The sequence below is a fragment of the Streptomyces sp. NPDC001507 genome (assembly GCF_042894765.1).
Lineage (GTDB): Bacteria > Actinomycetota > Actinomycetes > Streptomycetales > Streptomycetaceae > Streptomyces.
Window position 1 is genome coordinate 166,403 of sequence record NZ_JBIAVV010000009.1, and the last position, 22,297, is coordinate 188,699.

22 protein-coding genes are annotated in these 22,297 nt (G+C 69.4%); 17 read left to right on the forward strand and 5 right to left on the reverse strand.

The features are described 5' to 3' along the window. The first annotated feature begins 7 nt into the window (after window positions 1-7). Window positions 8-460 (forward strand): hypothetical protein, encoded by a 453-nt coding sequence (locus ACFY0K_RS28245; protein WP_390642201.1) that lies wholly within the window; start codon window positions 8-10, stop codon window positions 458-460. 88 nt (window positions 461-548) lie between these two features. Here the strand turns inward: ACFY0K_RS28245 and ACFY0K_RS28250 are convergent, their stop codons facing one another. Beyond that, window positions 549-1,607: a chitinase gene (locus tag ACFY0K_RS28250; protein ID WP_390642202.1), complete on the reverse strand. Its 1,059-nt coding sequence runs from the start codon at window positions 1,605-1,607 to the stop codon at window positions 549-551. Window positions 1,608-1,912: 305 nt separating this feature from the next. On the opposite strand from ACFY0K_RS28250, the gene ACFY0K_RS28255 reads away from it, so the two are divergent. The 4 genes from ACFY0K_RS28255 to ACFY0K_RS28270 are packed head-to-tail and all read left to right on the forward strand — an operon-like array spanning window position 1,913 to window position 6,634. Further along, entirely contained in the window at window positions 1,913-2,302 is a 390-nt protein-coding gene (locus ACFY0K_RS28255; protein WP_390642203.1) for a hypothetical protein, read from the forward strand. 22 nt (window positions 2,303-2,324) lie between these two features. After that, window positions 2,325-4,685: a bifunctional polysaccharide deacetylase/glycosyltransferase family 2 protein gene (locus ACFY0K_RS28260; RefSeq protein ID WP_390642204.1), complete on the forward strand. Its 2,361-nt coding sequence runs from the start codon at window positions 2,325-2,327 to the stop codon at window positions 4,683-4,685. Beyond that, on the forward strand, window positions 4,685-5,914 hold the full coding sequence (locus tag ACFY0K_RS28265) for an acyltransferase (RefSeq protein ID WP_390642205.1): 1,230 nt from the start codon (window positions 4,685-4,687) through the stop codon (window positions 5,912-5,914). The genes ACFY0K_RS28260 and ACFY0K_RS28265 overlap by 1 nt, the downstream gene beginning before the upstream one ends. A 24-nt stretch (window positions 5,915-5,938) precedes the next feature. Beyond that, window positions 5,939-6,634: a demethylmenaquinone methyltransferase gene (locus tag ACFY0K_RS28270; RefSeq protein WP_351487518.1), complete on the forward strand. Its 696-nt coding sequence runs from the start codon at window positions 5,939-5,941 to the stop codon at window positions 6,632-6,634. A gap of 60 nt (window positions 6,635-6,694) precedes the next feature. On the opposite strand, the gene ACFY0K_RS28275 is transcribed toward ACFY0K_RS28270, so the two are convergent. Further along, window positions 6,695-7,006 carry a PASTA domain-containing protein gene (locus ACFY0K_RS28275; protein WP_351957506.1) on the reverse strand — a complete coding sequence of 104 codons (312 nt, stop codon included), beginning with the start codon at window positions 7,004-7,006 and terminating at the stop codon, window positions 6,695-6,697. 109 nt (window positions 7,007-7,115) lie between these two features. After that, window positions 7,116-7,652, reverse strand: a complete 537-nt coding sequence (locus tag ACFY0K_RS28280; protein ID WP_390642206.1) for a GNAT family N-acetyltransferase — start codon at window positions 7,650-7,652, stop codon at window positions 7,116-7,118. Window positions 7,653-7,700: 48 nt separating this feature from the next. Between ACFY0K_RS28280 and ACFY0K_RS28285 the strand changes: the two genes are divergently transcribed. Then, window positions 7,701-9,035, forward strand: a complete 1,335-nt coding sequence (locus ACFY0K_RS28285; protein ID WP_390642207.1) for a geranylgeranyl reductase family protein — start codon at window positions 7,701-7,703, stop codon at window positions 9,033-9,035. A gap of 6 nt (window positions 9,036-9,041) precedes the next feature. Here ACFY0K_RS28285 and def read toward each other — a convergent pair whose 3' ends face one another. Then, window positions 9,042-9,668, reverse strand: a complete 627-nt coding sequence (def, locus tag ACFY0K_RS28290) for a peptide deformylase (RefSeq protein WP_390642208.1) — start codon at window positions 9,666-9,668, stop codon at window positions 9,042-9,044. A gap of 269 nt (window positions 9,669-9,937) precedes the next feature. Further along, entirely contained in the window at window positions 9,938-10,744 is an 807-nt protein-coding gene (locus ACFY0K_RS28295; protein ID WP_390642209.1) for a C40 family peptidase, read from the reverse strand. 745 nt (window positions 10,745-11,489) lie between these two features. Here ACFY0K_RS28295 and ACFY0K_RS28300 point away from each other — a divergent pair. From ACFY0K_RS28300 to nuoK, 11 genes are read left to right on the forward strand one after another with little or no spacing between them, the layout of a single operon-like run. Further along, window positions 11,490-11,849, forward strand: a complete 360-nt coding sequence (locus tag ACFY0K_RS28300; RefSeq protein WP_007383963.1) for an NADH-quinone oxidoreductase subunit A — start codon at window positions 11,490-11,492, stop codon at window positions 11,847-11,849. 13 nt (window positions 11,850-11,862) lie between these two features. Beyond that, window positions 11,863-12,417, forward strand: coding sequence for an NADH-quinone oxidoreductase subunit B family protein (locus ACFY0K_RS28305; protein ID WP_053654534.1), 555 nt, complete (start codon window positions 11,863-11,865; stop codon window positions 12,415-12,417). After that, window positions 12,414-13,157, forward strand: coding sequence for an NADH-quinone oxidoreductase subunit C (locus ACFY0K_RS28310; protein ID WP_382726018.1), 744 nt, complete (start codon window positions 12,414-12,416; stop codon window positions 13,155-13,157). Before ACFY0K_RS28305 ends, ACFY0K_RS28310 begins: the two co-directional genes overlap by 4 nt. Beyond that, complete coding sequence (locus tag ACFY0K_RS28315; RefSeq protein WP_390642210.1) at window positions 13,154-14,476, forward strand: NADH-quinone oxidoreductase subunit D; 1,323 nt, start codon at window positions 13,154-13,156, stop codon at window positions 14,474-14,476. Before ACFY0K_RS28310 ends, ACFY0K_RS28315 begins: the two co-directional genes overlap by 4 nt. Beyond that, the gene (nuoE, locus tag ACFY0K_RS28320) at window positions 14,473-15,351 is read left to right on the forward strand and encodes an NADH-quinone oxidoreductase subunit NuoE (protein ID WP_390642211.1); all 879 of its coding nucleotides are present in this window, start codon (window positions 14,473-14,475) and stop codon (window positions 15,349-15,351) included. Before ACFY0K_RS28315 ends, nuoE begins: the two co-directional genes overlap by 4 nt. Next, on the forward strand, window positions 15,351-16,697 hold the full coding sequence (gene nuoF, locus ACFY0K_RS28325; RefSeq protein ID WP_390642212.1) for an NADH-quinone oxidoreductase subunit NuoF: 1,347 nt from the start codon (window positions 15,351-15,353) through the stop codon (window positions 16,695-16,697). Before nuoE ends, nuoF begins: the two co-directional genes overlap by 1 nt. Next, a complete protein-coding gene (locus tag ACFY0K_RS28330) occupies window positions 16,694-19,198 on the forward strand; it encodes an NADH-quinone oxidoreductase subunit G (protein WP_390642213.1) in 2,505 nt (834 codons plus the stop codon). Before nuoF ends, ACFY0K_RS28330 begins: the two co-directional genes overlap by 4 nt. Further along, on the forward strand, window positions 19,195-20,559 hold the full coding sequence (nuoH, locus tag ACFY0K_RS28335) for an NADH-quinone oxidoreductase subunit NuoH (protein WP_390642214.1): 1,365 nt from the start codon (window positions 19,195-19,197) through the stop codon (window positions 20,557-20,559). The genes ACFY0K_RS28330 and nuoH overlap by 4 nt, the downstream gene beginning before the upstream one ends. Further along, window positions 20,552-21,160, forward strand: coding sequence for an NADH-quinone oxidoreductase subunit NuoI (gene nuoI / locus ACFY0K_RS28340; RefSeq protein WP_352354357.1), 609 nt, complete (start codon window positions 20,552-20,554; stop codon window positions 21,158-21,160). Before nuoH ends, nuoI begins: the two co-directional genes overlap by 8 nt. Continuing rightward, on the forward strand, window positions 21,157-21,999 hold the full coding sequence (locus tag ACFY0K_RS28345) for an NADH-quinone oxidoreductase subunit J (RefSeq protein WP_390642215.1): 843 nt from the start codon (window positions 21,157-21,159) through the stop codon (window positions 21,997-21,999). The genes nuoI and ACFY0K_RS28345 overlap by 4 nt, the downstream gene beginning before the upstream one ends. After that, a complete protein-coding gene (nuoK, locus tag ACFY0K_RS28350) occupies window positions 21,996-22,295 on the forward strand; it encodes an NADH-quinone oxidoreductase subunit NuoK (protein WP_046726439.1) in 300 nt (99 codons plus the stop codon). Before ACFY0K_RS28345 ends, nuoK begins: the two co-directional genes overlap by 4 nt. Window positions 22,296-22,297 lie beyond the last annotated feature (2 nt).

Sequence of the window (22,297 nt, forward strand, 5' to 3'; positions counted from 1 at the left end):
CGTACCGGTGGAGACGATTCACACGGCGGACCGGGTCTTCGTCACCTGGGACGCCGAACCGGTCGAGAACGGCGCGGTGGCCGTCGTGGCGGACCGGATCGCCGCGGTCGGGGCGTACGAGGACCTGCGTGACCGCTTCCCGGGGGCGCGGGTCCGCACCTGGCCGGGCGGCGCCCTGGGCCCCGCCCGCATCCACGAGGCTCCGCTCCCGGACGCCCCGAGCCCACGGGAGCGCGTGCACGCCGTGCTGAAGACGGGGGCGGCCGCGGTCCTCGAGCGGTACGTCGACTCACCCGGACTGCGCGCGGCGGCGGACCGCAACGACGTGGCGGTTCTGCCGGGTACGCCCCCGACGCCGACGATCGTGCGGACCGCCCGGGCCGACCTGGCGGTGTTCGACGAGGCGGGGGAGTGTATCGCCACGGTGTGCGCGGGCCGCCTTGTCCACAGACGGCGCTAGGAGGTTTTCCGGGGGCGCGGGGAGCTGCGCGGTCAAGCCCCACCGCCCCGCAGACGGCACTCAACCGGGACCGTCCCGCAGACGGCACTCAACCGGCAAACGCCTCCCCGAACGCCCCCGAACTCTGCGTCACCCCACTGCAGTTCGTCGCGGCGTCATCCTGCGAAGCAGCCCCGCTCTCACACTGCACGTCCCGGAACGTCGACCACATCGACACCCACGCGACCCCCTCCTCCTCCGCGAACGCCCGTACGTCCTTCGCGTCGGACAACGAGAACGTCTCCCCGTCGACGTCGTTGACCCCGATCATCGACGTCAGCGCCATCCCGCCCCACGCTGCCGCGTCCGACAGCCCGAACACCTTCTTCAGCTGCGTGTGCGCGGCCCTCGCCGAGGTGAGCGCGTAGTCGCCCATGTCCCCGTCGTACGACTCGCCGTAGTTCATGGTCATGATGTTGACCGTCGAGACCTGCACGTCGTACTTGTTCGCGGACGCCAGCAGCGCGAGGCTGCCGGAGTCCAGCCCGGACGGCATCACGGGGAGCGTGAAGGAGATTTTCAGGTCCGGCCGTTCCGTCTGGAGCAGCGCGATCGCCTGCGACCGCAGGGTGACCGAGCCGGAGTCGGTCAGCGTGTCGCCCTCGATGTCGAAGTCGGCCTGCGCGGAGCCCGCGGCGTCCAGCGCGGCGCCGTACGCGGCGGCGAGTTGCGACGCGCTGGAGCAGGTCGTCGCCAGTTCCTTGCCGGAGGCCCCGCCGAAGGACACCCGGACCGACGCGCCTTCCTCCTTCAGCTTGGAGATCCGCGACTTCACGGTCGAACTGCCTATGGCGTCCGCCCCGTTCCACGCGGGCGTGCAGCTGCTGCCGTCTGCGATCACGAAGGCCAGGTTGTACGTCGAAGGTGACCCCGCGTCGTCCGTGCCGGCGGCCTCCGTCGCGCTGACGTAGGGCGCGTAGGACGTGCCGGACCCGTCCGACCCGCCCGACCCGTCGGCCTCGCTCGCGGACGCCGACGCGGACGCCGACGCCTTCTTCGACGGTGCGGGCGCCGCGTCCGACGTGGCGCCGGAACCCGAGGAGCACCCCGTGACTGCCATGGCAAACAGGCAGGTAAGCCCAGCAGCCGGCCTGAGGAAACTCCGCATTAACACGCACCCGCTCTCGTGATTTGTGTCTCAGGCTCGAAACAAAGCCTGATTCCAAAGGAAAACGTCTCACACGGTCATGGTGTTCATCGGTTCGATCAATACATAGAAACCTCATGGAATGGAGGGCGCGAACAGGGCGAAAGGTGCGCCGCGAAAAGGGCGTTCAGGCGGTTTCCCGCCCCTGCCCGCCGCCGCAGGTGTTCACAGAATCTCTCAGCGAAAAGACAGGCTAAGGGGTTTCTCATGGGCGCCTCACAAGAACTCCGAAGGCGATCACATAAAGGCTCCCTAATATCCGTGGAATGCAATCCGAGCCTGCCATCGAAAGCCGCGCCGCGGGGCGCGGTCGCCGCCGCAAACAAGGCAACGGGGCTGCCGAGGGGCCCGTCTTCGTCGACTCCTCCGGGCGCCGCTCCAAGGTGCTGCGGCGCGTCGGCCTCCTCCTCGGCGTCGTCTGCCTCGCCTACACCGGAGTGCTCGGCGCCGCCTTCATGGGCTGGGGAACCTCGCTCACCCCGGACTCGCTGATCCCCGACTTCGCGCGCGCCGGCAACGCCCCCATCGGCGAACGCCCGCAGGGCGGCATCGGCCGGCAGGCCGGCCTGCCCAGCGGCCGCCCCTCGGCGCCGCCCTCGACCGCCGCCACCCCATCCGCCACCCCGTCCGCCTCCGCATCCGCCACCGCGGACTGACCGGGAACGCAGGCCTCTCCCCATGACCACTCCGACGTCCGCACGCGGCCGCAGGCGCGCCCCCACCCGCATCGAGCGGGCGGCGGGCCGGGCCGCGGCGCTGCAGAAACCACGTGTCATCCTCGCCCTGCTGCTCCTGCTGGCGCTGACCTGCGTGATGCTGCTCGACGGCTATCTGCGCGCAGAGGTCGGCGGCGACCAGCGGGTGCGCACCGGAGCCAGCTCGAGCAAGGTCCCGGACAAGGTCCTCGACGGCGGTCCCATCCTCACCTTCCGGGGCGGCCAGGCGACCACCGTCTCGGTCCCCTCCAAGACCATCGCCCTCACCTTCGACGACGGCCCGAACCCGACCTACACCCCGCAGGTCCTCAAGATCCTGAAGCAGTACGACGTACCCGCCACGTTCTTCCTGGTCGGCTCGATGGTGTCGCGCTACCCGGGCATCGTGAAGACGATGGTCCGGCAGGGCAACGAGGTCGGCATCCACACGTTCACGCACGTCGACCTCTCGTACCAGAGCGACGCCCGGATCAACCGCGAGATGCAGCAGACGCAGCTCGCGCTGGCGGGCGCGGCCGGCATCACCACGACCCTCTTCCGCGCGCCGTACTCCTCGGAGACGGACGCCATCGACAACTACAGCTGGCCGGTCTACAAGAAGCTCGGCGACGAGGGCTACAGCAGCGTCTTCGTCGACACCGACAGCGACGACTGGAAGAAGCCGGGCGTATCGAAGATCGTCAAGTGGGCCACCCCGAGCGGCACCAAGGGCGCCGCCGTCCTGTTCCACGACGCCGGCGGCGAACGCTCGCAGACCATCAAGGCGCTGCCGCAGTACATCGAGAAGATGAAGGCGAAGGGCTACACCTTCACCACCGTCAGCGGAGTCATCGAGAAGCGCAACGCCGCGAGCCGGCAGGCCGCCGCCGCGAGCTCCGCCACGAACGGCCAGAGCCAGACCACCACCGGCCTCACCGAGGCGGGCGTGACCGGCACCGTCCCCAACGGCGGGACCGGCACAGGCACAGGCACCGGCACCGGTGCGGGCGCTGGAGGCGCCGCCGTCTCCCGCCTCCAGGCCGCCCACCGCACCGCCACCGGCATGACCCTCTACGAGGGCAAGGCCCTCATCGTGGCGGTCGCGATAGCCGAGTGGGCCCTCCCCGTCCTCTCCAGCCTGCTGTTCGTCGTCGGCGTCGCGGTGATGGGCCGCTTCGGGATGATGCTGCTCATCGCCCGCCGCCACTACAGACAGCGCAACAAACGCCGGTTCAGCTGGGGGCCGACCGTCACCCGGCCGGTGAGCGTGATCGTCCCGGCGTACAACGAGAAGGAGTGCATCGCCAACACCCTGGAGTCGCTGGCGCAGAGCACCCACCCGATCGAGGTCATCGTCGTCGACGACGGCTCCACGGACGGCACCTCGGAGATCGCCCGCGCCGCCGCCGACAAGCTCGGCATGCCCAACGTCCGGGTCATCCGCCAGGAGAACGCGGGCAAGCCCGCCGCCCTCAACAACGGCGTCCGCAACGCCAGTTACGACATCGTCGTGATGATGGACGGCGACACGGTCTTCGAGCCGGACACGGTACGGCACCTGGTGCAGCCGTTCGCCGACCCCGAGGTCGGCGCGGTCGCCGGCAACGCCAAGGTCGGCAACCGCAACACGGTCATCGGCGCCTGGCAGCACATCGAGTACGTGATGGGCTTCAACCTCGACCGCCGCATGTACGACCTGCTGCGCTGCATGCCCACCATCCCCGGTGCCATCGGCGCGTTCCGCCGCGAGGCGGTCCTGGGGGTCGGCGGGATGAGCGAGGACACCCTCGCCGAGGACACCGACATCACCATCGCCATGCACCGCGCGGGCTGGCGGGTCGTCTACCAGGAGCACGCCAAGGCCTGGACGGAGGCGCCCGGTTCGCTGAAGCAGCTGTGGTCCCAGCGCTACCGCTGGTCCTACGGCACCATGCAGGCCCTGTGGAAGCACCGCAAGTCCCTGACGGACAAGGGCGCTTCGGGCCGCTTCGGCCGCGTCGGCATGCCCCTGGTCGTCCTCTTCCAGATCGTCACCCCGGTCTTCGCCCCGCTCATCGACGTGTTCACGGTCTACTCCATGATCTTCGTCGACTTCGAGGCGGCCCTGCTGGCCTGGCTCGCCGTCCTCGGCATCCAACTGGCCTGCGCTGCCTACGCGTTCCGCCTGGACAAGGAGAGGTACCGGTACCTCGCGATGATGCCGCTGCAGCAGTTGGCCTACCGCCAGATGATGTACCTCGTCCTCATCCACTCCTGCATCACCGCCCTCACCGGCGGCCGCCTGCGCTGGCAGAAACTCAAGCGCACCGGCGAGGTCGGCACCCCGGCAGGAGTGAGCGGCTGATGACCTGGGACCAGCAGAACCCGTACCAGCAGAACCCGTACCAGCAGGGCTACAACGGCTACGACTCCGGCTCCTACGGCCAGCAGCAGTACGCCCAGCAGCCGTACGCCGGCTACTCCTACACTCCGGTGCCTGATCAGACGGCCCCACTGCCCCTGGTGGAACCGGAGCCGGAAGCCGACCGTCGGCCCAAGCCCCCCGCAAGGGACCGCTACTTCGACACCCTCCGCGCCGTCGCCCTGATCCGCGTCGTCACCTACCACACCTTCGGCTGGGCTTGGTGCGGCATGGTGTTCCCCTCCATGGGCATCATGTTCGGCCTCGCCGGCACCCTCATGGCGAAGTCCCTGGAGCGCCCCGCTCCGAAGGTCGTCAAGAGCCGCCTCCGCCGTCTTCTCCCGCCCTTCTGGTTCTGGGGCTTCTTCGTCGTCCTGGCGATGCTGATCCACGACTGGATGCCGGGCTGGCAGATCGTCTACTGGATCGTGCCGCTCGGCGACCCGCCGGGCAACGCGTGGGGCGAGCAGGCCTGGGAGATCCTCTGGTACCTGCGCACCTACCTCTGGTTCGTCCTCCTCTCCCCGGCGCTGCTGTGCATCTTCCGCAAGGCCCCGATCCCGGTGCTCCTGCTGTCCCTCGCCCCGATCCTGGTGCTGAACTTCGTCTGGTCCGGCCCGGACAACCGCTTCGGCAGCGCCCTGTGGGACCTGTCGACCTACCTCTTCTGCTGGATCCTCGGCTTCGCGCACCGCGACGGCGTGCTCCGGCGGATGAAGCCGGGCCTGGTGATCGTGGGCTCGTTCGCCGCCGTCGGCTACGGCGGCTGGTACGCCTTCTCGCACCAGGCCGACTTCGGCACCTACGACCTGGACGAGAACCCCCTCGCGCAGGCGTTCTGGTCCGCCGGGTTCGTGATGCTGCTGATGTGGGCGAAGGCCTACTTCAAGATCGACTTCGCCTGGCTGACCCGCTACCGGAAGCTCGACCGGACGGTCACGATCTTCAACGCCCGCGCGGTGACGATCTACCTCTGGCACGAGATCGCCCTGGTCCTCGCGGTCCCGCTGATCGACCAGATGTGGAACGTGCCCGCGTTCGAGAAATGGCTCCCGCTGGACAGCCAGTGGTTCATGTTCGGCGTCGGCTGGATCCTGATCGCGGTGTTCGTCGTGGCGTGCGGCTGGGTGGAGGACGTGGCCGCGAAGAAGAAGCCGAAGCTTCTGCCCTGAGGGCGTGCTGCAAGAATGGCAGGCGTGACCCGCGCTTCCCTGAACAAGCAGCCGCACGAAGTCGCCTCGATGTTCGACGACGTGGCGGAACGGTACGACCTGACCAACGACGTCCTGTCGCTCGGCCAGGACCGGCAGTGGCGGAAGGAGGTCGCCAAGGCGGTCGACGCGCGCCCCGCGCAGAAGATCCTGGACCTGGCGGCCGGCACGGGCACCTCCTCCCAGCCGTTCGTCCGGGCCGGCGCCTACGTCGTGCCCTGCGACTTCTCCCTGGGCATGCTCCAGGTGGGCAAGCGGCGCAACGCCTGGATGCCCTTCACCGCCGGGGACGCCACCCGGCTGCCGTTCGGGGACGACACCTTCGACGCCGTGACGATCTCCTTCGGGCTGCGCAACGTCCAGGACACCGACGCGGCCCTGCGTGAGATGTACCGGGTGACGCGGCCTGGCGGCAGGGTCGTGATCTGCGAGTTCTCGCACCCGACCTGGGCGCCCTTCCGGACCGTCTACACCGAGTACCTGATGCGCGCCCTGCCGCCGGTCGCCCGCGCGGTCTCCTCCAACCCGGACGCCTACGTCTACCTCGCCGAGTCCATCCGCGCCTGGCCCGACCAGCCCGCGCTGGCCGGCCGGCTGCGCGAGGCGGGCTGGTCGAAGGTGGCCTGGCGCAACCTCACCGGCGGGATCGTCGCCCTGCACCGGGGCTTCAAGGAGGCCTGAGCCCCGGCCTGGGACTCGCCAGCGTGGGACACGCCGGCCCGGGACTCGCCGGCCGGTGACTCACAGGCTGCTCACCTCGAAGGTGTTGTCCCCGGGCTGGTCCAGCTCCCGCTGCAGCCCGCCACTGGGCGGCCGTGGGATGCGTGGCTCGCGCACTCCTCCGCCGCCCTCGCCCTCACCGAAGTCGAACCACACGTACACCATCGAGTCCCGCGGCACCTCGGCACCGGGCTGCGGGAACTGGCGCACGACGTAGTCGACGACCGTGAGGTGGAAGTCGGGCCGGTCCGGCGCGTTGAGGAACAGACCCCGCGACCGGGCGGTCTCGCGCGCGTCCACGGCCATCAGTCCGACCAGCCGTGGCACGCGCACTTCGGGTGTTTTGGGTGTTATATGCACAGATGTCACCCCCAGCGGTACTGGAAGGGTAACCCCGGCACGCGGCGGCCGGAAGCGCCAAGTGTCTTTCTGTAACAGATCGTCACTCTGTGTAGTTAGGTGCGCTGCCGCCCCGCAGGTCGAGCCGGAAGCAGAGCGCCTCCTCCGGCAGGCGCGGGTGCGGGAACGTCTCCCGCAGTTCCATCCCGAGGCGCCGGGTCACCGCGACGGACCGCTCGTTGCCCGGCCGCACCATCGCCACCACCGTCGGCACGCCCGCCGCCCGCAGCCGCCCCAGCGTCATGTGCGCCGCCGCCGTCACGTACCCCTTGCCCCAGTGGGCCCGCCCGAGCCGCCAGCCGATCTCGATCTCACCCCGGGGTCCCCAGTCCGGCGCCCACGGCTGGGCGCCGGTGAACCCGATGACCTGCCCGGTCTCGTCGGTCATCGTCCACAGGCAGAAGCCGAGCTCCGCGTCGTGCCGGCGCTGGCGTGCGGTGAGCTCCTCGTAGACGGACAGCTCGGCGGCCCGGCCGCCGTGGAACTCCATGACCTCGGGGTCGTCGAAGACCCGGTGCCAGGCGAACGCGTCCTCGTGCGTGGGTACACGCAGCCGTACCGCGGGGAGAGCTCGGTTCACAGGGACAGCCCTTCAGCAGGGTGATCAGTACCGCTGAATAGACTGCCCATGTCCAGTGCCGGTCGGCACGCAGATTTCGAGCCTTGGGGAGCCCCCGCCGTGACCGAGCCCCTCTCCGAAAACACCGCCGATGTCATCGTCGTCGGCGCGGGGCCAGCCGGCTCCACGACGGCCTACCACCTCGCCAAGTCCGGCCTCGACGTCCTCCTGCTGGAGAAGACCGAGTTCCCGCGCGAGAAGGTGTGCGGCGACGGACTCACCCCGCGCGCGGTGAAACAGCTGGTCGCCATGGGCATCGACATCTCCGAGGAGGCCGGCTGGCTGCGCAACAAGGGCCTGCGCATCATCGGCGGCGGCACCCGCCTCCAGCTCGACTGGCCGGATCTCGCCTCCTTCCCCGACTACGGCCTGGTCCGCAAGCGCGACGACTTCGACGAACAGCTCGCCCGCCAGGCGCAGAAGGCGGGCGCCCGCCTCTACGAGCGCTGCAACGTCGGCGCCCCGATCGTCGACGACCGCACCGGCCGGATCACCGGCGTGCACGCCAAGCTCGGCGAGGAGAAGCGCGAAGTCACCTTCCACGCGCCACTCGTCGTGGCCGCCGACGGCAACTCCACCCGGCTCTCCCTCGCGATGGGCCTGCACCGCCGCGAGGACCGCCCGATGGGCGTGGCCGTCCGGACCTATTTCACCTCCCCCCGGCACGACGACGACTACCTGGAGTCCTGGCTGGAACTCTGGGACCGCCGCGGCCCCCAGGACCGCCTCCTTCCCGGCTACGGCTGGATCTTCGGCATGGGCGACGGCACCTCCAACGTGGGTCTCGGCGTCCTGAACACCTCCGACTCCTTCAAGGAACTGGACTGGCGCGAGGTCCTCAAGGCCTGGTGCGCCTCCATGCCCGAGGACTGGGGCTACACCCCCGAGAACATGACCGGCCCGATCCGCGGCGCCGCCCTCCCCATGGCCTTCAACCGCCAGCCCCACTACACCCGCGGCCTCCTCCTCGTCGGCGACGCCGGCGGCCTGGTGAACCCCTTCAACGGTGAGGGCATCGCCTACGCCATGGAATCCGGCCAGATCGCCGCCGACGTCATCGTCCAGGCCCACGCGCGGGCCACGCCCAGCGGGCGCGAGCTGGCCCTGCAGCGCTACCCGCGCGTCCTCAAGGACACCTACGGCGGCTACTACACCCTGGGCCGCGCCTTCGTGAAGCTCATCGGCAACCCGAAGGTCATGCAGATCGCCGCCCAGCGCGGCCTGACCCACCCGCTGCTGATGAAGTTCACCCTGAAGCTCCTGGCGAACCTCACCGACCCGACCGGCGGCGACGCGATGGACCGCATCATCAACGGCCTGAGCAAGGTGGCCCCGAAGGCCTGACCGCTCCTAGGAGCCGGTCGCCTCGATGTGGGCGGCCCGGCGGGCGTAGACGTCCTCCCGCCGGTCCGCCATCTGCCGCAGCGCTTCCTTCCGCTCCCGCCTGGACAGGCGCTCGAGATACACGCGCCCGTTCACATGGTCGGTCTCGTGCGCCAGGCAGCGGGCGAAATACCCCGTTCCCTCGATGGTGAGCGGATTGCCTTCCTTGTCCCGGCCGTGCACGACCGCGCGGTCCGGCCGCGGCACCTCCATCACCGCCCCCGGCACCGACAGGCAGCCCTCCCCCTTGTCGAGCAGCCGCCGCCCGGCCGGGTCCGGTGCCTCCAGGACGGGGTTGACGATGTGCCCGACATGTCGGATACCGTCGCCGTCGGGGCAGTCGTACACGAAGAGCCGCAGGTCGACCCCGACTTGGTTCGCCGCGAGGCCGGCTCCCTCGGCGATGTACATGGTGCGGAACATGTCGTCGATGAGCGCGGCGAGGTCGGGGCCGAACTCGGTGACGTCCCGGCACGGCTTGTGCAGGACGTCCTCACCGGTCTCGGTGATCCGGCGCACCGATCCGCGCCGGGCTTCGGGGGCGTGCCGGGGGTAGTAGTCCATGGGGTTGCCCTGGACGAAGACGCGTGGCATCGCGATGTTCTCCTTCTCGGATCTCGGGGCGGCCGCACCGTGTGCGAGCGGCCTGCACCGAGCATCCCAGGAGTCACCGGATCACGGGCGGGCCTGTGGAAAACCCTCGCGAGGGGCTGCGGCCTGTGGAAAACCGGCCGGGGGGAGGGTGACCCGCACGGCGGGGCGATCCGTGGCCGGGCGGGTACGCCGGAAGGGCCGCTGCCCCCGAGCGGCTGCGGCCCTACCGTGCTTGTGCGATGCCTGAGTTGTCTTGGTTGCCCGGGTTGTCAGAGCACCCGCACCGCGCCGGTCGGCGGGTCGTACGACAGCGGGTGCTCACCGACGCCGCTGGAGGGGTTCTGCGCGCCCACGAACATGCCGTCGCCCACGTACACCGCCACGTGGTACGCGCTGCCGGCGCTGCCCCAGTAGAGGATGTCGCCGGGCTGGAGGTTGCTCAGCGAGACCTGGGTGCCCTGCGTCGACTGGTCCTGGGAGACGCGCGGCAGGCTGACACCGACCGACTTGAAGGCGGCCTGGACGAGGCCCGAGCAGTCCCACGAGTTGGGGCCCGTGCCGCCGGAGACGTAGGCGTCGCCGATCTGTGCCTTCACGAAGGCGACCACCGCGGCCGCCGAACCGGTCGCCGTGGACGTGCTCGTGGCGGCGCTGGAGGTCGTGGAGGCGCTGAGGGTGGTCCGCTCGGCGCTGCGCGAGGCGGCGCGCTCAGCGGCGGCCTTGCGGGCCTCCTCGGCCTTCTTCTTCTTGGCCTCGGCCTTCTGCTTGGCCTCGGCGAGGTCCGCCTTGGCCTGCTTCGCGGCATTTGCGGCAGCCGCGTCGCGCTCGGCCTGGAGGGTGTAGTTCGCCGCAGCCTGCTGCGTGGCGTCGGCGGACTGGGCCACCTGGGTGGCCAGATCGGCCGTCAGGGTGGGCAGTTCGAGCGTCTGCGTCACGGGTTCGGCGGCACTCGCCGAGGCCGCGCCCGCCGCTGCCATGCCGAGGACGCCACTGGCAACTCCGGCGCGCACGGCGATGCTTGTCGTCGCGCTGCGGCGGGGTTTTCGGTGGCTGCGTATGTGAGCGGTGTGGGACATGGGAACAACCGGTATCAGGGGCTCCTTCATATCTACAAGAAACGTGTGCTGCGCCACAGTTGCTCAATCGAGACGGCGAATCCCTCGCGCGTCTTCCTTTATTGACGCCGTAACGGACATTGCGGACTCCTGTGATCAAGCCCGTGATCACGTTCTTTCGCTGTTACGTCCGGATTGCCCCCCGCCTACCATCGGTCGGGATGGTTGGCCAAGCCCCGTTCTCAGGCGCCTCTCATCGATGTGGTGGAGGTCACGGAACGGTTACCGGTGGAGGCGCGTCTCGCGCGTCCGGGTTCGTGAACGCGCGCACGCGTCCACATCGGCCGCCGAACCTCCCTCTGATGTGTGAACGCGGCTCACTATCAAGGGGTCTCGTCCACGGCGAATTTGCATGCAGAGGAACCCTCTTGATATAGAGACGCCCGCTCGCGACCCCATCTGGTCTGCATCAACGGTCGAAATTGTCACTTCTGGTGATCAGCTGAACGCTTCGCGTACGAAGATCACCACTCATCCGACTTCATGATCGATCGTCAGGTGGTGGAGATCACAAAGCTTGTGGAATACCCCGTGTCGCAGATCACAGAGCGGCAGGCATAAGATGCGAGGCAGTTGGGCTTGTGACCTGCTTCACATGTTCGCGATCTTCGCCTGGGACGCGCGGGGTTCGCGGGACGGACGAGGCAGGTGGGGAGCCCGATCCGAACCGCCACCAGTCAGTGCCGACTGAGAGGAGCGAGGAGCGGTGAACGCCTATGCGCCCATCCTCGTACTGGGAGCCCTCGGGGCAGGCTTTGCGATCTTCTCCGTGGTCATGGCCACGCTGATCGGTCCGAAGCGGTACAACCGCGCCAAGCTCGAAGCCTACGAGTGCGGTATCGAGCCGACCCCCACGCCGGCCGGCGGCGGGCGTTTCCCGATCAAGTACTACCTGACGGCGATGCTCTTCATCGTCTTCGACATCGAGATCGTCTTCCTCTACCCGTGGGCCGTCACCTTCGACGCCCTGGGTGTTTTCGGGCTCGTGGAGATGCTGCTCTTCGTGCTCACCGTCTTCGTCGCCTACGCATACGTCTGGCGGCGCGGCGGCCTGGAATGGGACTGAGGGGTCTTTGGACATGGGACTCGAAGAAAAGCTGCCGAGCGGCTTCCTGCTGACCACCGTCGAGCAGGCCGCGGGCTGGGTGCGCAAGGCGTCCGTCTTCCCCGCCACCTTCGGCCTCGCCTGCTGCGCCATCGAGATGATGACCACCGGCGCCGGCCGCTACGACCTGGCCCGCTTCGGCATGGAGGTCTTCCGCGGCTCACCCCGCCAGGCCGACCTCATGATCGTCGCCGGCCGGGTCAGCCAGAAGATGGCGCCGGTGCTCAGGCAGGTCTACGACCAGATGCCCAACCCCAAGTGGGTGATCTCCATGGGCGTCTGCGCCTCATCGGGCGGCATGTTCAACAACTACGCGATCGTCCAGGGCGTCGACCACATCGTCCCCGTCGACATCTACCTGCCGGGCTGCCCGCCCCGCCCCGAGATGCTGATGGACGCGATCCTCAAGCTCCACCAGAAGATCCAGACCTCCAAGCTCGGCGTCAACGCGAAGGAAGCGGCCCGGGAGGCGGAGGAGGCGGCGCTCAAGGCCCTGCCCACGATCGAGATGAAGGGGCTGCTGCGGTGAGCGACGTGAACGGCCACAACGGGGTCAACCCCGAGAAGGACCTGGCCGCCGACAACCTCCCCGGCCAGCGCGGCCAGGGCGGAGAGGAGATCCGCGTCCAGCGCGGCATGTTCGGCGCCAACAACGGCGGCGACACCTCCGGCTACGGCGGCCTGGTCCGCTCGGTCCGCCTCCCGGGACCGGCCGCCCGCCCCTACGGCGGCTGGTTCGACGAGGTCGCCGACGAGCTCGAAGGCGCCCTGGAGGAGCAGGGACTGCTCCCGGACAACGCCATCGAGAAGACGGTCGTCGACCGCGGCGAGCTCACCTTCCACATCGAGCGCGAGCATCTTCCGCGCGTCGCCCGCACCCTGCGCGACGACCCCGCCCTGCGCTTCGAACTGTGCACCGGCGTCAGCGGCGTCCACTACCTGCACGACAAGGGCCGCGAGCTGCACGCCGTCTACCACCTGCGCTCGATCACCCACAACCGGCTGATCCGCCTGGAGGTCAGCGCCCCGGACGCCGACCCGCACATCCCGTCGCTGGTCCCGGTCTATCCCACCAACGACTGGCACGAGCGCGAGACCTACGACTTCTTCGGGATCGTCTTCGACGGTCACCCGGCCCTGACGCGGATCATGATGCCGGACGACTGGCAGGGCCATCCGCAGCGCAAGGACTACCCGCTCGGCGGCATCCCCGTCGAGTACAAGGGCGCCCAGATCCCGGCTCCGGACCAGCGGAGGTCGTACTCGTGAGCACACAGTCAGCAGCCGCCCGCGAAACCACCGAGGGCACCGTATACACGGTCACCGGCGGCGACTGGGACGAGATCGTCCAGTCCGCGGCCCGCGCCGACGACGAACGCATCGTCGTCAACATGGGTCCCCAGCACCCGTCCACCCATGGAGTGCTCCGCCTCATCCTGGAGATCGACGGCGAGACGGTCACCGAGGCCCGCTGCGGCATCGGCTACCTGCACACCGGCATCGAGAAGAACCTCGAGTTCCGCACGTGGACGCAGGGCACCACGTTCGTGACCCGCATGGACTACCTGACGTCCTTCTTCAACGAGACCGCCTACTGTCTCGCCGTCGAGAAGCTCCTCGGCATCGAGGACCAGATCAGCGAGCGCGCCAAGATCATCCGGGTGCTCCTGATGGAGCTGAACCGGCTCTCCTCCCACCTGGTGTGCATCGCCACCGGCGGCATGGAACTCGGCGCCACCACGATCATGATCTACGGCTTCCGTGATCGTGAAATGATTCTCGATCTCTACGAACTCATCACCGGCCTGCGGATGAACCACGCCTACATCCGCCCCGGCGGCCTCGCCCAGGACCTGCCGCCCGGCGCGGTCGACCAGATCCGCGAGTTCGTGAAGAAGATGCGCAAGAACCTCCCGGAGTACGACAAGCTCGCCACCGGGAATCCCATCTTCAAGGCCCGCATGCAGGACATCGGCTACCTCGACCTGGCCGGCTGCATGGCCCTCGGCGCCACCGGCCCGATCGTGCGCGCCGCGGGCCTGCCGCACGACCTGCGCAAGGCACAGCCCTACTGCGGCTACGAGACGTACGACTTCGAGATCCCGACCGCCGACACCTGCGACGCCTACGGCCGCTTCCTGGTCCGCCTGGAGGAGATGCGCCAGTCGCTCGGCATCGTCGAGCAGTGCCTGGACCGGCTCCAGCCCGGACCGGTCATGGTCGCCGACAAGAAGATCGCCTGGCCCGCCCAGCTCGCCCTCGGGCCGGACGGACTCGGCAACTCCCTCGACCACATCAAGAAGATCATGGGCACCTCCATGGAGGCCCTGATCCACCACTTCAAGCTGGTCACCGAGGGCTTCCGGGTCCCGCCCGGCCAGGCCTACGCGGCCGTCGAGTCCCCCAAGGGCGAACTCGGCGTACACGCCGTGTCCGACGGCGGCACCCGCCCCTACCGGGTCCACTTCCGCGACCCGTCCTTCACCAACCTGCAGGCCATGGCGGCGATGTGCGAGGGCGGCCAGGTCGCCGACGTCATCGTCGCCGTCGCGTCCATCGACCCCGTGATGGGAGGCGTCGACCGGTGACCACCTCTTCCTCGGAGCGCGGAATCAGCCTGGGCATGCCCGAGCTGCCCGCGCCCGCCTACCCGGACGACGTCCGGGCCCGCCTGGAGACGGACGCGCGCGACATCGTCGCCCGCTACCCCGACTCCCGGTCCGCCCTGCTGCCGCTGCTGCACCTCGTGCAGGCGGAGGAAGGGCATGTCACGCGCACCGGGATGCAGTTCTGCGCGGACGTCCTGGAGCTGACCACGGCCGAGGTCACCGCCGTCGCCACCTTCTACACCATGTACCGGCGCAAGCCCTCCGGCGACTACCAGGTGGGCGTCTGCACCAACACGCTGTGCGCGGTCATGGGCGGCGACGCGATCTTCGAGACCCTCCAGGAGCACCTGGGCGTCGGCAACGGCGAGACCACCGGCGACGGCAAGGTCACCCTGGAGCACATCGAGTGCAACGCGGCCTGCGACTTCGCGCCCGTCGTGATGGTCAACTGGGAGTTCTTCGACAACCAGACCCCGGCCAGCGCAAAACGCCTCGTCGACGACCTGCGCGCCGGCCGGGACGTCGAGCCCACCCGCGGCGCCCGGCTGTGCACCTTCAAGGAGACCGCGCGGATCCTGGCCGGCTTCCCCGACGAGCGGCCCGGGGCCGTCGAGGAGAGCGGGAGTGCGGGACCCGCGTCGCTGGTGGGCCTCCGCCTGGCAAGGGGTGAGGCCGCACCCGCGCGCGTGGTCCATCCGCGCGGAGGTCCGCAAGAGGGAGCACCGGACCGGCAGGACCGGCCGGTGCACCGGCCGTCGCCGGCCGAGCACCTCAGTTCCCATGACGCACCGCAGGAGACCTCGGCCTCCGACCCGTCGCGCCCGGCAGGGCCTGCCGCCGAGGAGGGGGAGTGATGACGGTGGTACCCGACCTCAAGGACACCAGCCCCGAGAAGCTGCTCGCACCCGTGCTGTCGGCCTTCTGGGACGAGGACCGCTCCTGGACGCTCGACGTCTACCGGAGGCACGAGGGATACGAGGGGCTCCGCAAGGCGCTCGCCATGTCACCGGACGACCTGATCGCCTATGTCAAGGAGTCCGGACTGCGCGGCCGCGGCGGCGCGGGATTCCCCACCGGGATGAAGTGGCAGTTCATTCCGCAGGGAGACGGCAAACCGCACTATCTAGTTGTCAACGCCGACGAATCGGAGCCCGGGACCTGCAAGGACATCCCGCTCCTGTTCGCCAACCCGCACAGCCTCATCGAGGGCATCGTGATCGCGTGCTACGCCATCCGGTCGTCGCATGCCTTCATCTACCTGCGCGGTGAAGTCGTCCCGGTCCTGCGGCGGCTGCACGAGGCCGTCCGCGAGGCCTACGCGGCCGGCTATCTCGGCGAGAACATCCTCGGCAGCGGACTCGACCTGCAGCTCACCGTGCACGCCGGCGCCGGCGCGTACATCTGCGGTGAGGAGACCGCACTGCTCGACTCGCTCGAAGGCCGCCGCGGTCAACCGCGACTGCGTCCCCCCTTCCCTGCTGTCGAAGGGCTCTATGCCTGCCCGACTGTTGTGAACAACGTCGAGTCCATCGCCTCGGTTCCCGCCATCCTCCACAAGGGCAAGGAATGGTTCAGGTCGATGGGGAGCGAGAAGTCGCCCGGCTTCACGCTCTACTCCCTCAGCGGCCACGTCGCGAGCCCCGGCCAGTACGAGGCACCGCTCGGCATCACCCTGCGCCAGCTCCTCGACATGAGCGGCGGGATGCGCGAGGGCCACCGCCTGAAGTTCTGGACCCCGGGCGGTTCCTCGACACCCATGTTCACCGACGAGCACCTCGACGTCCCCCTCGACTACGAAGGAGTGGGCGCCGCGGGCTCCATGCTCGGCACCAAGGCACTCCAGTGCTTCGACGAGACCACCTGCGTGGTGCGCGCCGTCACCCGCTGGACCGAGTTCTACGCCCACGAGTCCTGCGGCAAGTGCACCCCCTGCCGCGAAGGCACCTACTGGCTCGTGCAGTTGCTCCGCGACATCGAGGCCGGCAAGGGCGTGATGTCCGACCTCGACAAGCTGAACGACATCGCCGACAACATCAACGGCAAGTCCTTCTGCGCCCTCGGCGACGGCGCGGCGTCCCCGATCTTCTCCTCGCTCAAGTACTTCCGCGAGGAGTACGAACAGCACATCACGGGCCGGGGCTGCCCCTTCGACCCGGCCAAGTCGACGGCCTGGGCGGACCGCCCGGAGGTGAACGCATGACCGTGACCACGAGTTCCCCCTCCTCGGGGGGAACGGCGGCGGTCCCGCCGGAGGACCTCGTCACGCTGACGATCGACGGCATCGAGATCAGCGTGCCCAAGGGCACCCTGGTCATCCGCGCCGCCGAACAGCTCGGCATCGAGATCCCGCGCTTCTGCGACCACCCCCTGCTCGACCCGGCCGGCGCCTGCCGCCAGTGCATCGTCGAGGTCGAGGGGCAGCGCAAGCCCATGGCCTCCTGCACGATCACCTGTACGGACGGGATGGTGGTGAAGACTCACCTCACCTCGCCCGTCGCCGAGAAGGCCCAGCACGGCGTGATGGAGCTGCTGCTCATCAACCACCCGCTGGACTGCCCGGTCTGCGACAAGGGCGGCGAGTGCCCGCTGCAGAACCAGGCCATGTCGCACGGCAACGCCGACTCCCGCTTCGACGGCCGCAAGCGCACCTACGAGAAGCCCGTCCCGATCTCCACCCAGGTGCTCCTGGACCGCGAGCGGTGCGTGTTGTGCGCCCGCTGCACCCGGTTCTCCAACCAGATCGCCGGCGACCCGATGATCGAACTCCTGGAGCGCGGCGCGCTGCAGCAGGTCGGCACCGGCGAGGGCGACCCGTTCGAGTCGTACTTCTCCGGGAACACCATCCAGATCTGCCCGGTCGGCGCCCTCACCTCGGCGGCGTACCGCTTCCGCTCCCGGCCCTTCGACCTGATCTCCTCGTCGTCCGTGTGCGAGCACTGCTCGGGCGGCTGCGCCACCCGCACCGACCACCGGCGCGGCAAGGTCATGCGACGGCTCGCCGCCGACGACCCCGAGGTCAACGAGGAGTGGATCTGCGACAAGGGACGCTTCGCGTTCCGGTACACACAGCAGAAGGACCGCCTGGAGACCCCGCTGGTCCGCAACGCCCAGGGCGTCCTCGAACCCGCCTCCTGGCCGGAGGCCCTCGAAGCCGCCGCCCGGGGCCTGGCCGCCGCCCGCTCCCGGGCCGGCGTCCTCACCGGCGGCCGGCTCACCGTCGAGGACGCCTACGCGTACAGCAAGTTCGCGCGCGTGGCCCTCGACACCAACGACATCGACTTCCGCGCGCGCGTGCACACCAGCGAGGAGGCCGACTTCCTGGCCGCACGGGTGGCGGGCCGCGGCCGCGACCTGGACGGTACGGGCGTCACCTACACCTCCCTGGAGCAGGCGCCCGCCGTCCTCCTGGTCGGGTTCGAGTCGGAGGAGGAGGCACCCGGCGTCTTCCTGAGGCTGCGCAAGGCATGGCGCAAGCACAAGCAGCAGGTGTTCTCCCTCGCCACGTACGCCACACGCGGGCTGGAGAAGGCCGGCGGCACGCTGCTGCCGGCCGCACCCGGCACCGAGACCGAGTGGCTGGACGCCCTCGCCAGCGGAGTCGGCCTGGAGGAGCCCGGCACCCGGGCCGCCGAAGCGCTGCGCTCCGACGGCGCGGTGATCGTCGTAGGGGAGCGGCTGGCATCGGTCGCCGGCGGCCTCACCGCCGCCGTACGGGCCGCCACCGCCACCGGCGCACAGCTGGTCTGGATCCCGCGCCGGGCAGGTGAGCGCGGCGCGCTCGAGGCCGGCGCGCTGCCGTCGCTGCTGCCGGGCGGCCGCCCGGCCACCGACCCACGCGCGCGTGAGGAGGTCGCCGCCGCCTGGGGCGTCGCCGAACTCCCGCTCCGCTACGGCCGCGACACCGGCCAGATCGTCGAGGCCGCCGTCCGCGGCGAACTGTCCGCCCTGCTGGTCGCCGGCGTCGAGGTCGCCGACCTGCCCGACCCTGCACGCGCGCGTGCCGCACTCGAAGCCGTCGGCTTCCTGGTCTCCCTGGAGCTGCGGCCCAGCGAGGTCACCGAACACGCCGACGTCGTCCTGCCGGTCGCCGCGGTCGCCGAGAAGGCTGGCACCTTCCTCAACTGGGAAGGCCGGGCGCGTCTCTTCGAAGCCGCCCTCAAGCCCGAGCAGATGACCCGGCGGCTGCCGCCCACCGACGCGCGCGTGCTGCAGATGCTCGCCGACGCCATGGACGTCCACCTCGGCCTGCCCGACCTGCGCACCGCGCGGGCGGAACTGGACCGGCTCGGCGCCTGGGACGGACCCAAGGCCTCCGAACCGCTGGAGACGGCCGCCTCGCTGCCCAGGCCCGCCGCCGGGGAGGCCGTGCTCGCCGGGCACCGGCTCCTCCTCGACCAGGGCGTCCTCCAGGACGGTGACGACGCACTGGCAGGCACCCGGCACGCCGCCCACGCGCGCGTGTCCGCGGCGACCGCCGCCGAGGCGGGCGTCGAGGACGGCGGCCTCCTCGCCGTCACCGGGGGCGCCGGCACCGTCGAACTCCCGCTCCGGATCACCGAGATGCCCGACCGCGTGGTCTGGCTCCCGCTGAACTCGGCCGGCGGCGGCGTCGCCTCCGACACCGGGGCGCTGCCCGGCTCCCTCGTCCGAATCGGCCCGGCGGCCACCGCCGGTGAGGCACTCAAGGAGGTGGAGGCATGAGCCCGTTTCTCGCCGCTGAAGACCTCTCCATGTTCGGCCGCGACCCGTGGTGGCTGGTCGTCATCAAGGCGGTCTTCTGCTTCGCCTTCCTGATGGTGACCGTGCTGATCTCCATCGTCATGGAGCGCAAGGTCGTCGCCTGGATGCAGCTGCGCATCGGCCCCAACCGGCACGGCCCCTGGGGCATGCTCCAGTCGCTGGCCGACGGCATCAAACTGATGCTCAAGGAAGACGTCGTCGTCAAACGCGCCGACAAGGTCGTCTACGTCCTCGCGCCGATCGTCGCGGCGATCCCGGCGTTCATGGCCATCGCGGTCATCCCGTTCGGCCCGGCCGACAACGAGATCTCCATCTTCGGCCACCGCACAACGATGCAGCTCACCGACCTGCCGATCGCGATGCTCTACGTCCTCGCGGTCGCCTCCGTCGGCATCTACGGCATCGTCCTCGCCGGATGGAGCTCCGGCTCCACCTACCCGCTCCTCGGCGGCCTGCGCTCCTGCGCGCAGATGATCTCCTACGAGATCGCCATGGGCGCCGCGTTCGCCTCCGTGTTCCTGTACTCCGGGTCCATGTCGACGTCCACGATCGTCGACCAGCAGCAGGGCCGCTGGTACATCCTGCTGCTGCCGGTCTCCTTCGTCCTCTACATCGTCACCATGATCGGCGAGACCAACCGCGCACCCTTCGACATGCCCGAGTCCGAGGGCGACCTGGTCGGCGGCTTCAACACCGAGTACTCGTCGATCAAGTTCGCGATGTTCATGCTCGCCGAGTACGTCAACATGGTGACCGTCTCGGCCGTGTCGACCACCCTGTTCCTCGGCGGCTGGCGGGCCCCCTGGCCGATCAGCACCGTCTGGGCGGGCGCCAACCACGGCTGGTGGCCGATGCTCTGGTTCGTCGCCAAGGTCGTCCTCCTGCTGTTCGGCTTCGTCTGGGTCCGCGGCACGCTCCCGCGCGTGCGCTACGACCAGCTGATGAAGCTCGGCTGGAAGGTCCTCATCCCGGTCTCCGTCGTCTGGCTGATGCTCGTCGCGACGGTGCGGACCCTGCGCAACCAGAACTACGGCTTCGCCGACATCGCCCTGTACGTCGGCGGCGGAGTCCTCGCCCTGCTGGTCCTGTCCTTCGTCGTCGACATGTTCCGCGACAAGGGCAAGGAGGCCGCTCAGCCCGCTGCCGAACCGGCCGCGTTCGACCCGATGGCGGGCGGCTTCCCCGTACCGCCACTGCCCGGACAGGAACTGCCGCCGGTGCCCCGGCGCACCCCACGCCGGGAGCGGGAGCTGATTGTCAGTGGCGGGCCGGACACTGTCAGTGACGGATCTACGGATGGAAAGGAGGCGTCCGATGGCTGAGGAGCCCAAGGAGACCAAGCCCGGTTTCCAGAACCCCGTCGCCGGCTTCGGCGTGACCTTCAAGGCCATGTTCAAGAAGCGGCTGACCGAGCAGTACCCGGAACAGGCGAAGACCACGGCCCCGCGGTTCCACGGACGGCACCAGCTCAACCGCCATCCGGACGGCCTGGAGAAGTGCGTCGGCTGCGAGCTGTGCGCCTGGGCCTGCCCCGCCGACGCCATCTACGTGGAGGGCGCCGACAACACCGACGAGGAGCGCTACTCGCCGGGTGAACGCTACGGCCGCGTCTACCAGATCAACTACGCGCGCTGCATCCTGTGCGGCCTGTGCATCGAGGCGTGCCCCACGCGCGCGCTCACGATGACCAACGAGTTCGAACTGGCCGACAGCAGCCGCGCCAACCTCATCTACACCAAGGAACAGCTCCTCGCCGGCCTCGAGGAGGGCATGGTCGACACCCCCCATGCGATCTTCCCTGGGACCGACGAACAGGACTACTACCGGGGCCTGGTCACCGAGGCCGCCCCCGGGACCGTACGCCAGGTGGCCGTCTCCAAGGGCGAGAAGCCCGAGGAGCAGGACCGGGAGGTGGACGCATGAGCCCGCAGCTCGCCGCCTACGCCACCTCCACCGGCGAGGCCTTCCAGTTCTGGGTCCTCGGCACCGTCGCCGTGATCGGCGCCCTGTGCACCGTCTTCATGAAGCGGGCCGTGCACAGCGCACTCTCGCTCGCCGGAACCATGATCGTCCTGGCGGTGTTCTACCTCGCCAACGGCGCCTACTTCCTCGGCATCGTCCAGATCGTCGTCTACACCGGCGCGATCATGATGCTGTTCCTCTTCGTGGTGATGCTGGTCGGCGTGACCGCCGCCGACTCCCTGAAGGAGACCATCAAGGGCCAGCGCTGGCTGGCCCTGCTCTGCGGGGCCGGCTTCGGCGTCCTGCTCCTCGCGGGCATCGCCAACGCCTCCCTGAAGGACTTCGCGGGCACCGGCCAGGCCAACGCCAACGGCAACGTGGAGGGCCTCGCCGCCCTCATCTTCACCAAGTACGTCTTCGCCTTCGAAATCACCGGCGCCCTGCTCATCACCGCCGCGATCGGGGCCATGGTGCTCACCCACCGGGAGCGCACCGAACGCGCCAAGACCCAGCGCGAGCAGTCCGAGCAGCGCGTCCGCGACGGCAAGCACCTGCCGCCGCTGCCCGCCCCCGGCGTCTACGCCCGGCACAACGCCGTGGACATCGCCGGCCTGCTCCCCGACGGCACCCCGTCCGAGCTCACCGTCAGCAAGACGCTCCGCGACCGCGGCCAGATCCGCGACGTGTCCGCCGAGGCGCTCGGCGACCTGCGCGCCCTGGAACAGCGCTCCGAGGAACGGCTGGAGCGGACCCCGGTCGAGCCCGCGCACTTCAAGCGCAGCGAGGAGGCGTCGAAGTGAACCCCGTCTACTACCTCTACCTCGCGGCCCTGTTGTTCACGATCGGCGCCACCGGTGTGCTGATCAGACGGAACGCGATCGTCGTCTTCATGTGCATCGAGCTCATGCTGAACGCCTGCAACCTCGCGTTCGTCGTCTTCTCCCGGATGCACGGCAATCTCGACGGCCAGATCATCGCCTTCTTCACGATGGTCGTCGCCGCCGCGGAGGTCGTGGTCGGGCTCGCGATCATCGTGTCGCTGTTCCGTACCCGCCACTCGGCCTCGGTCGACGACGCCAGCCTGATGAAGCTGTAAGG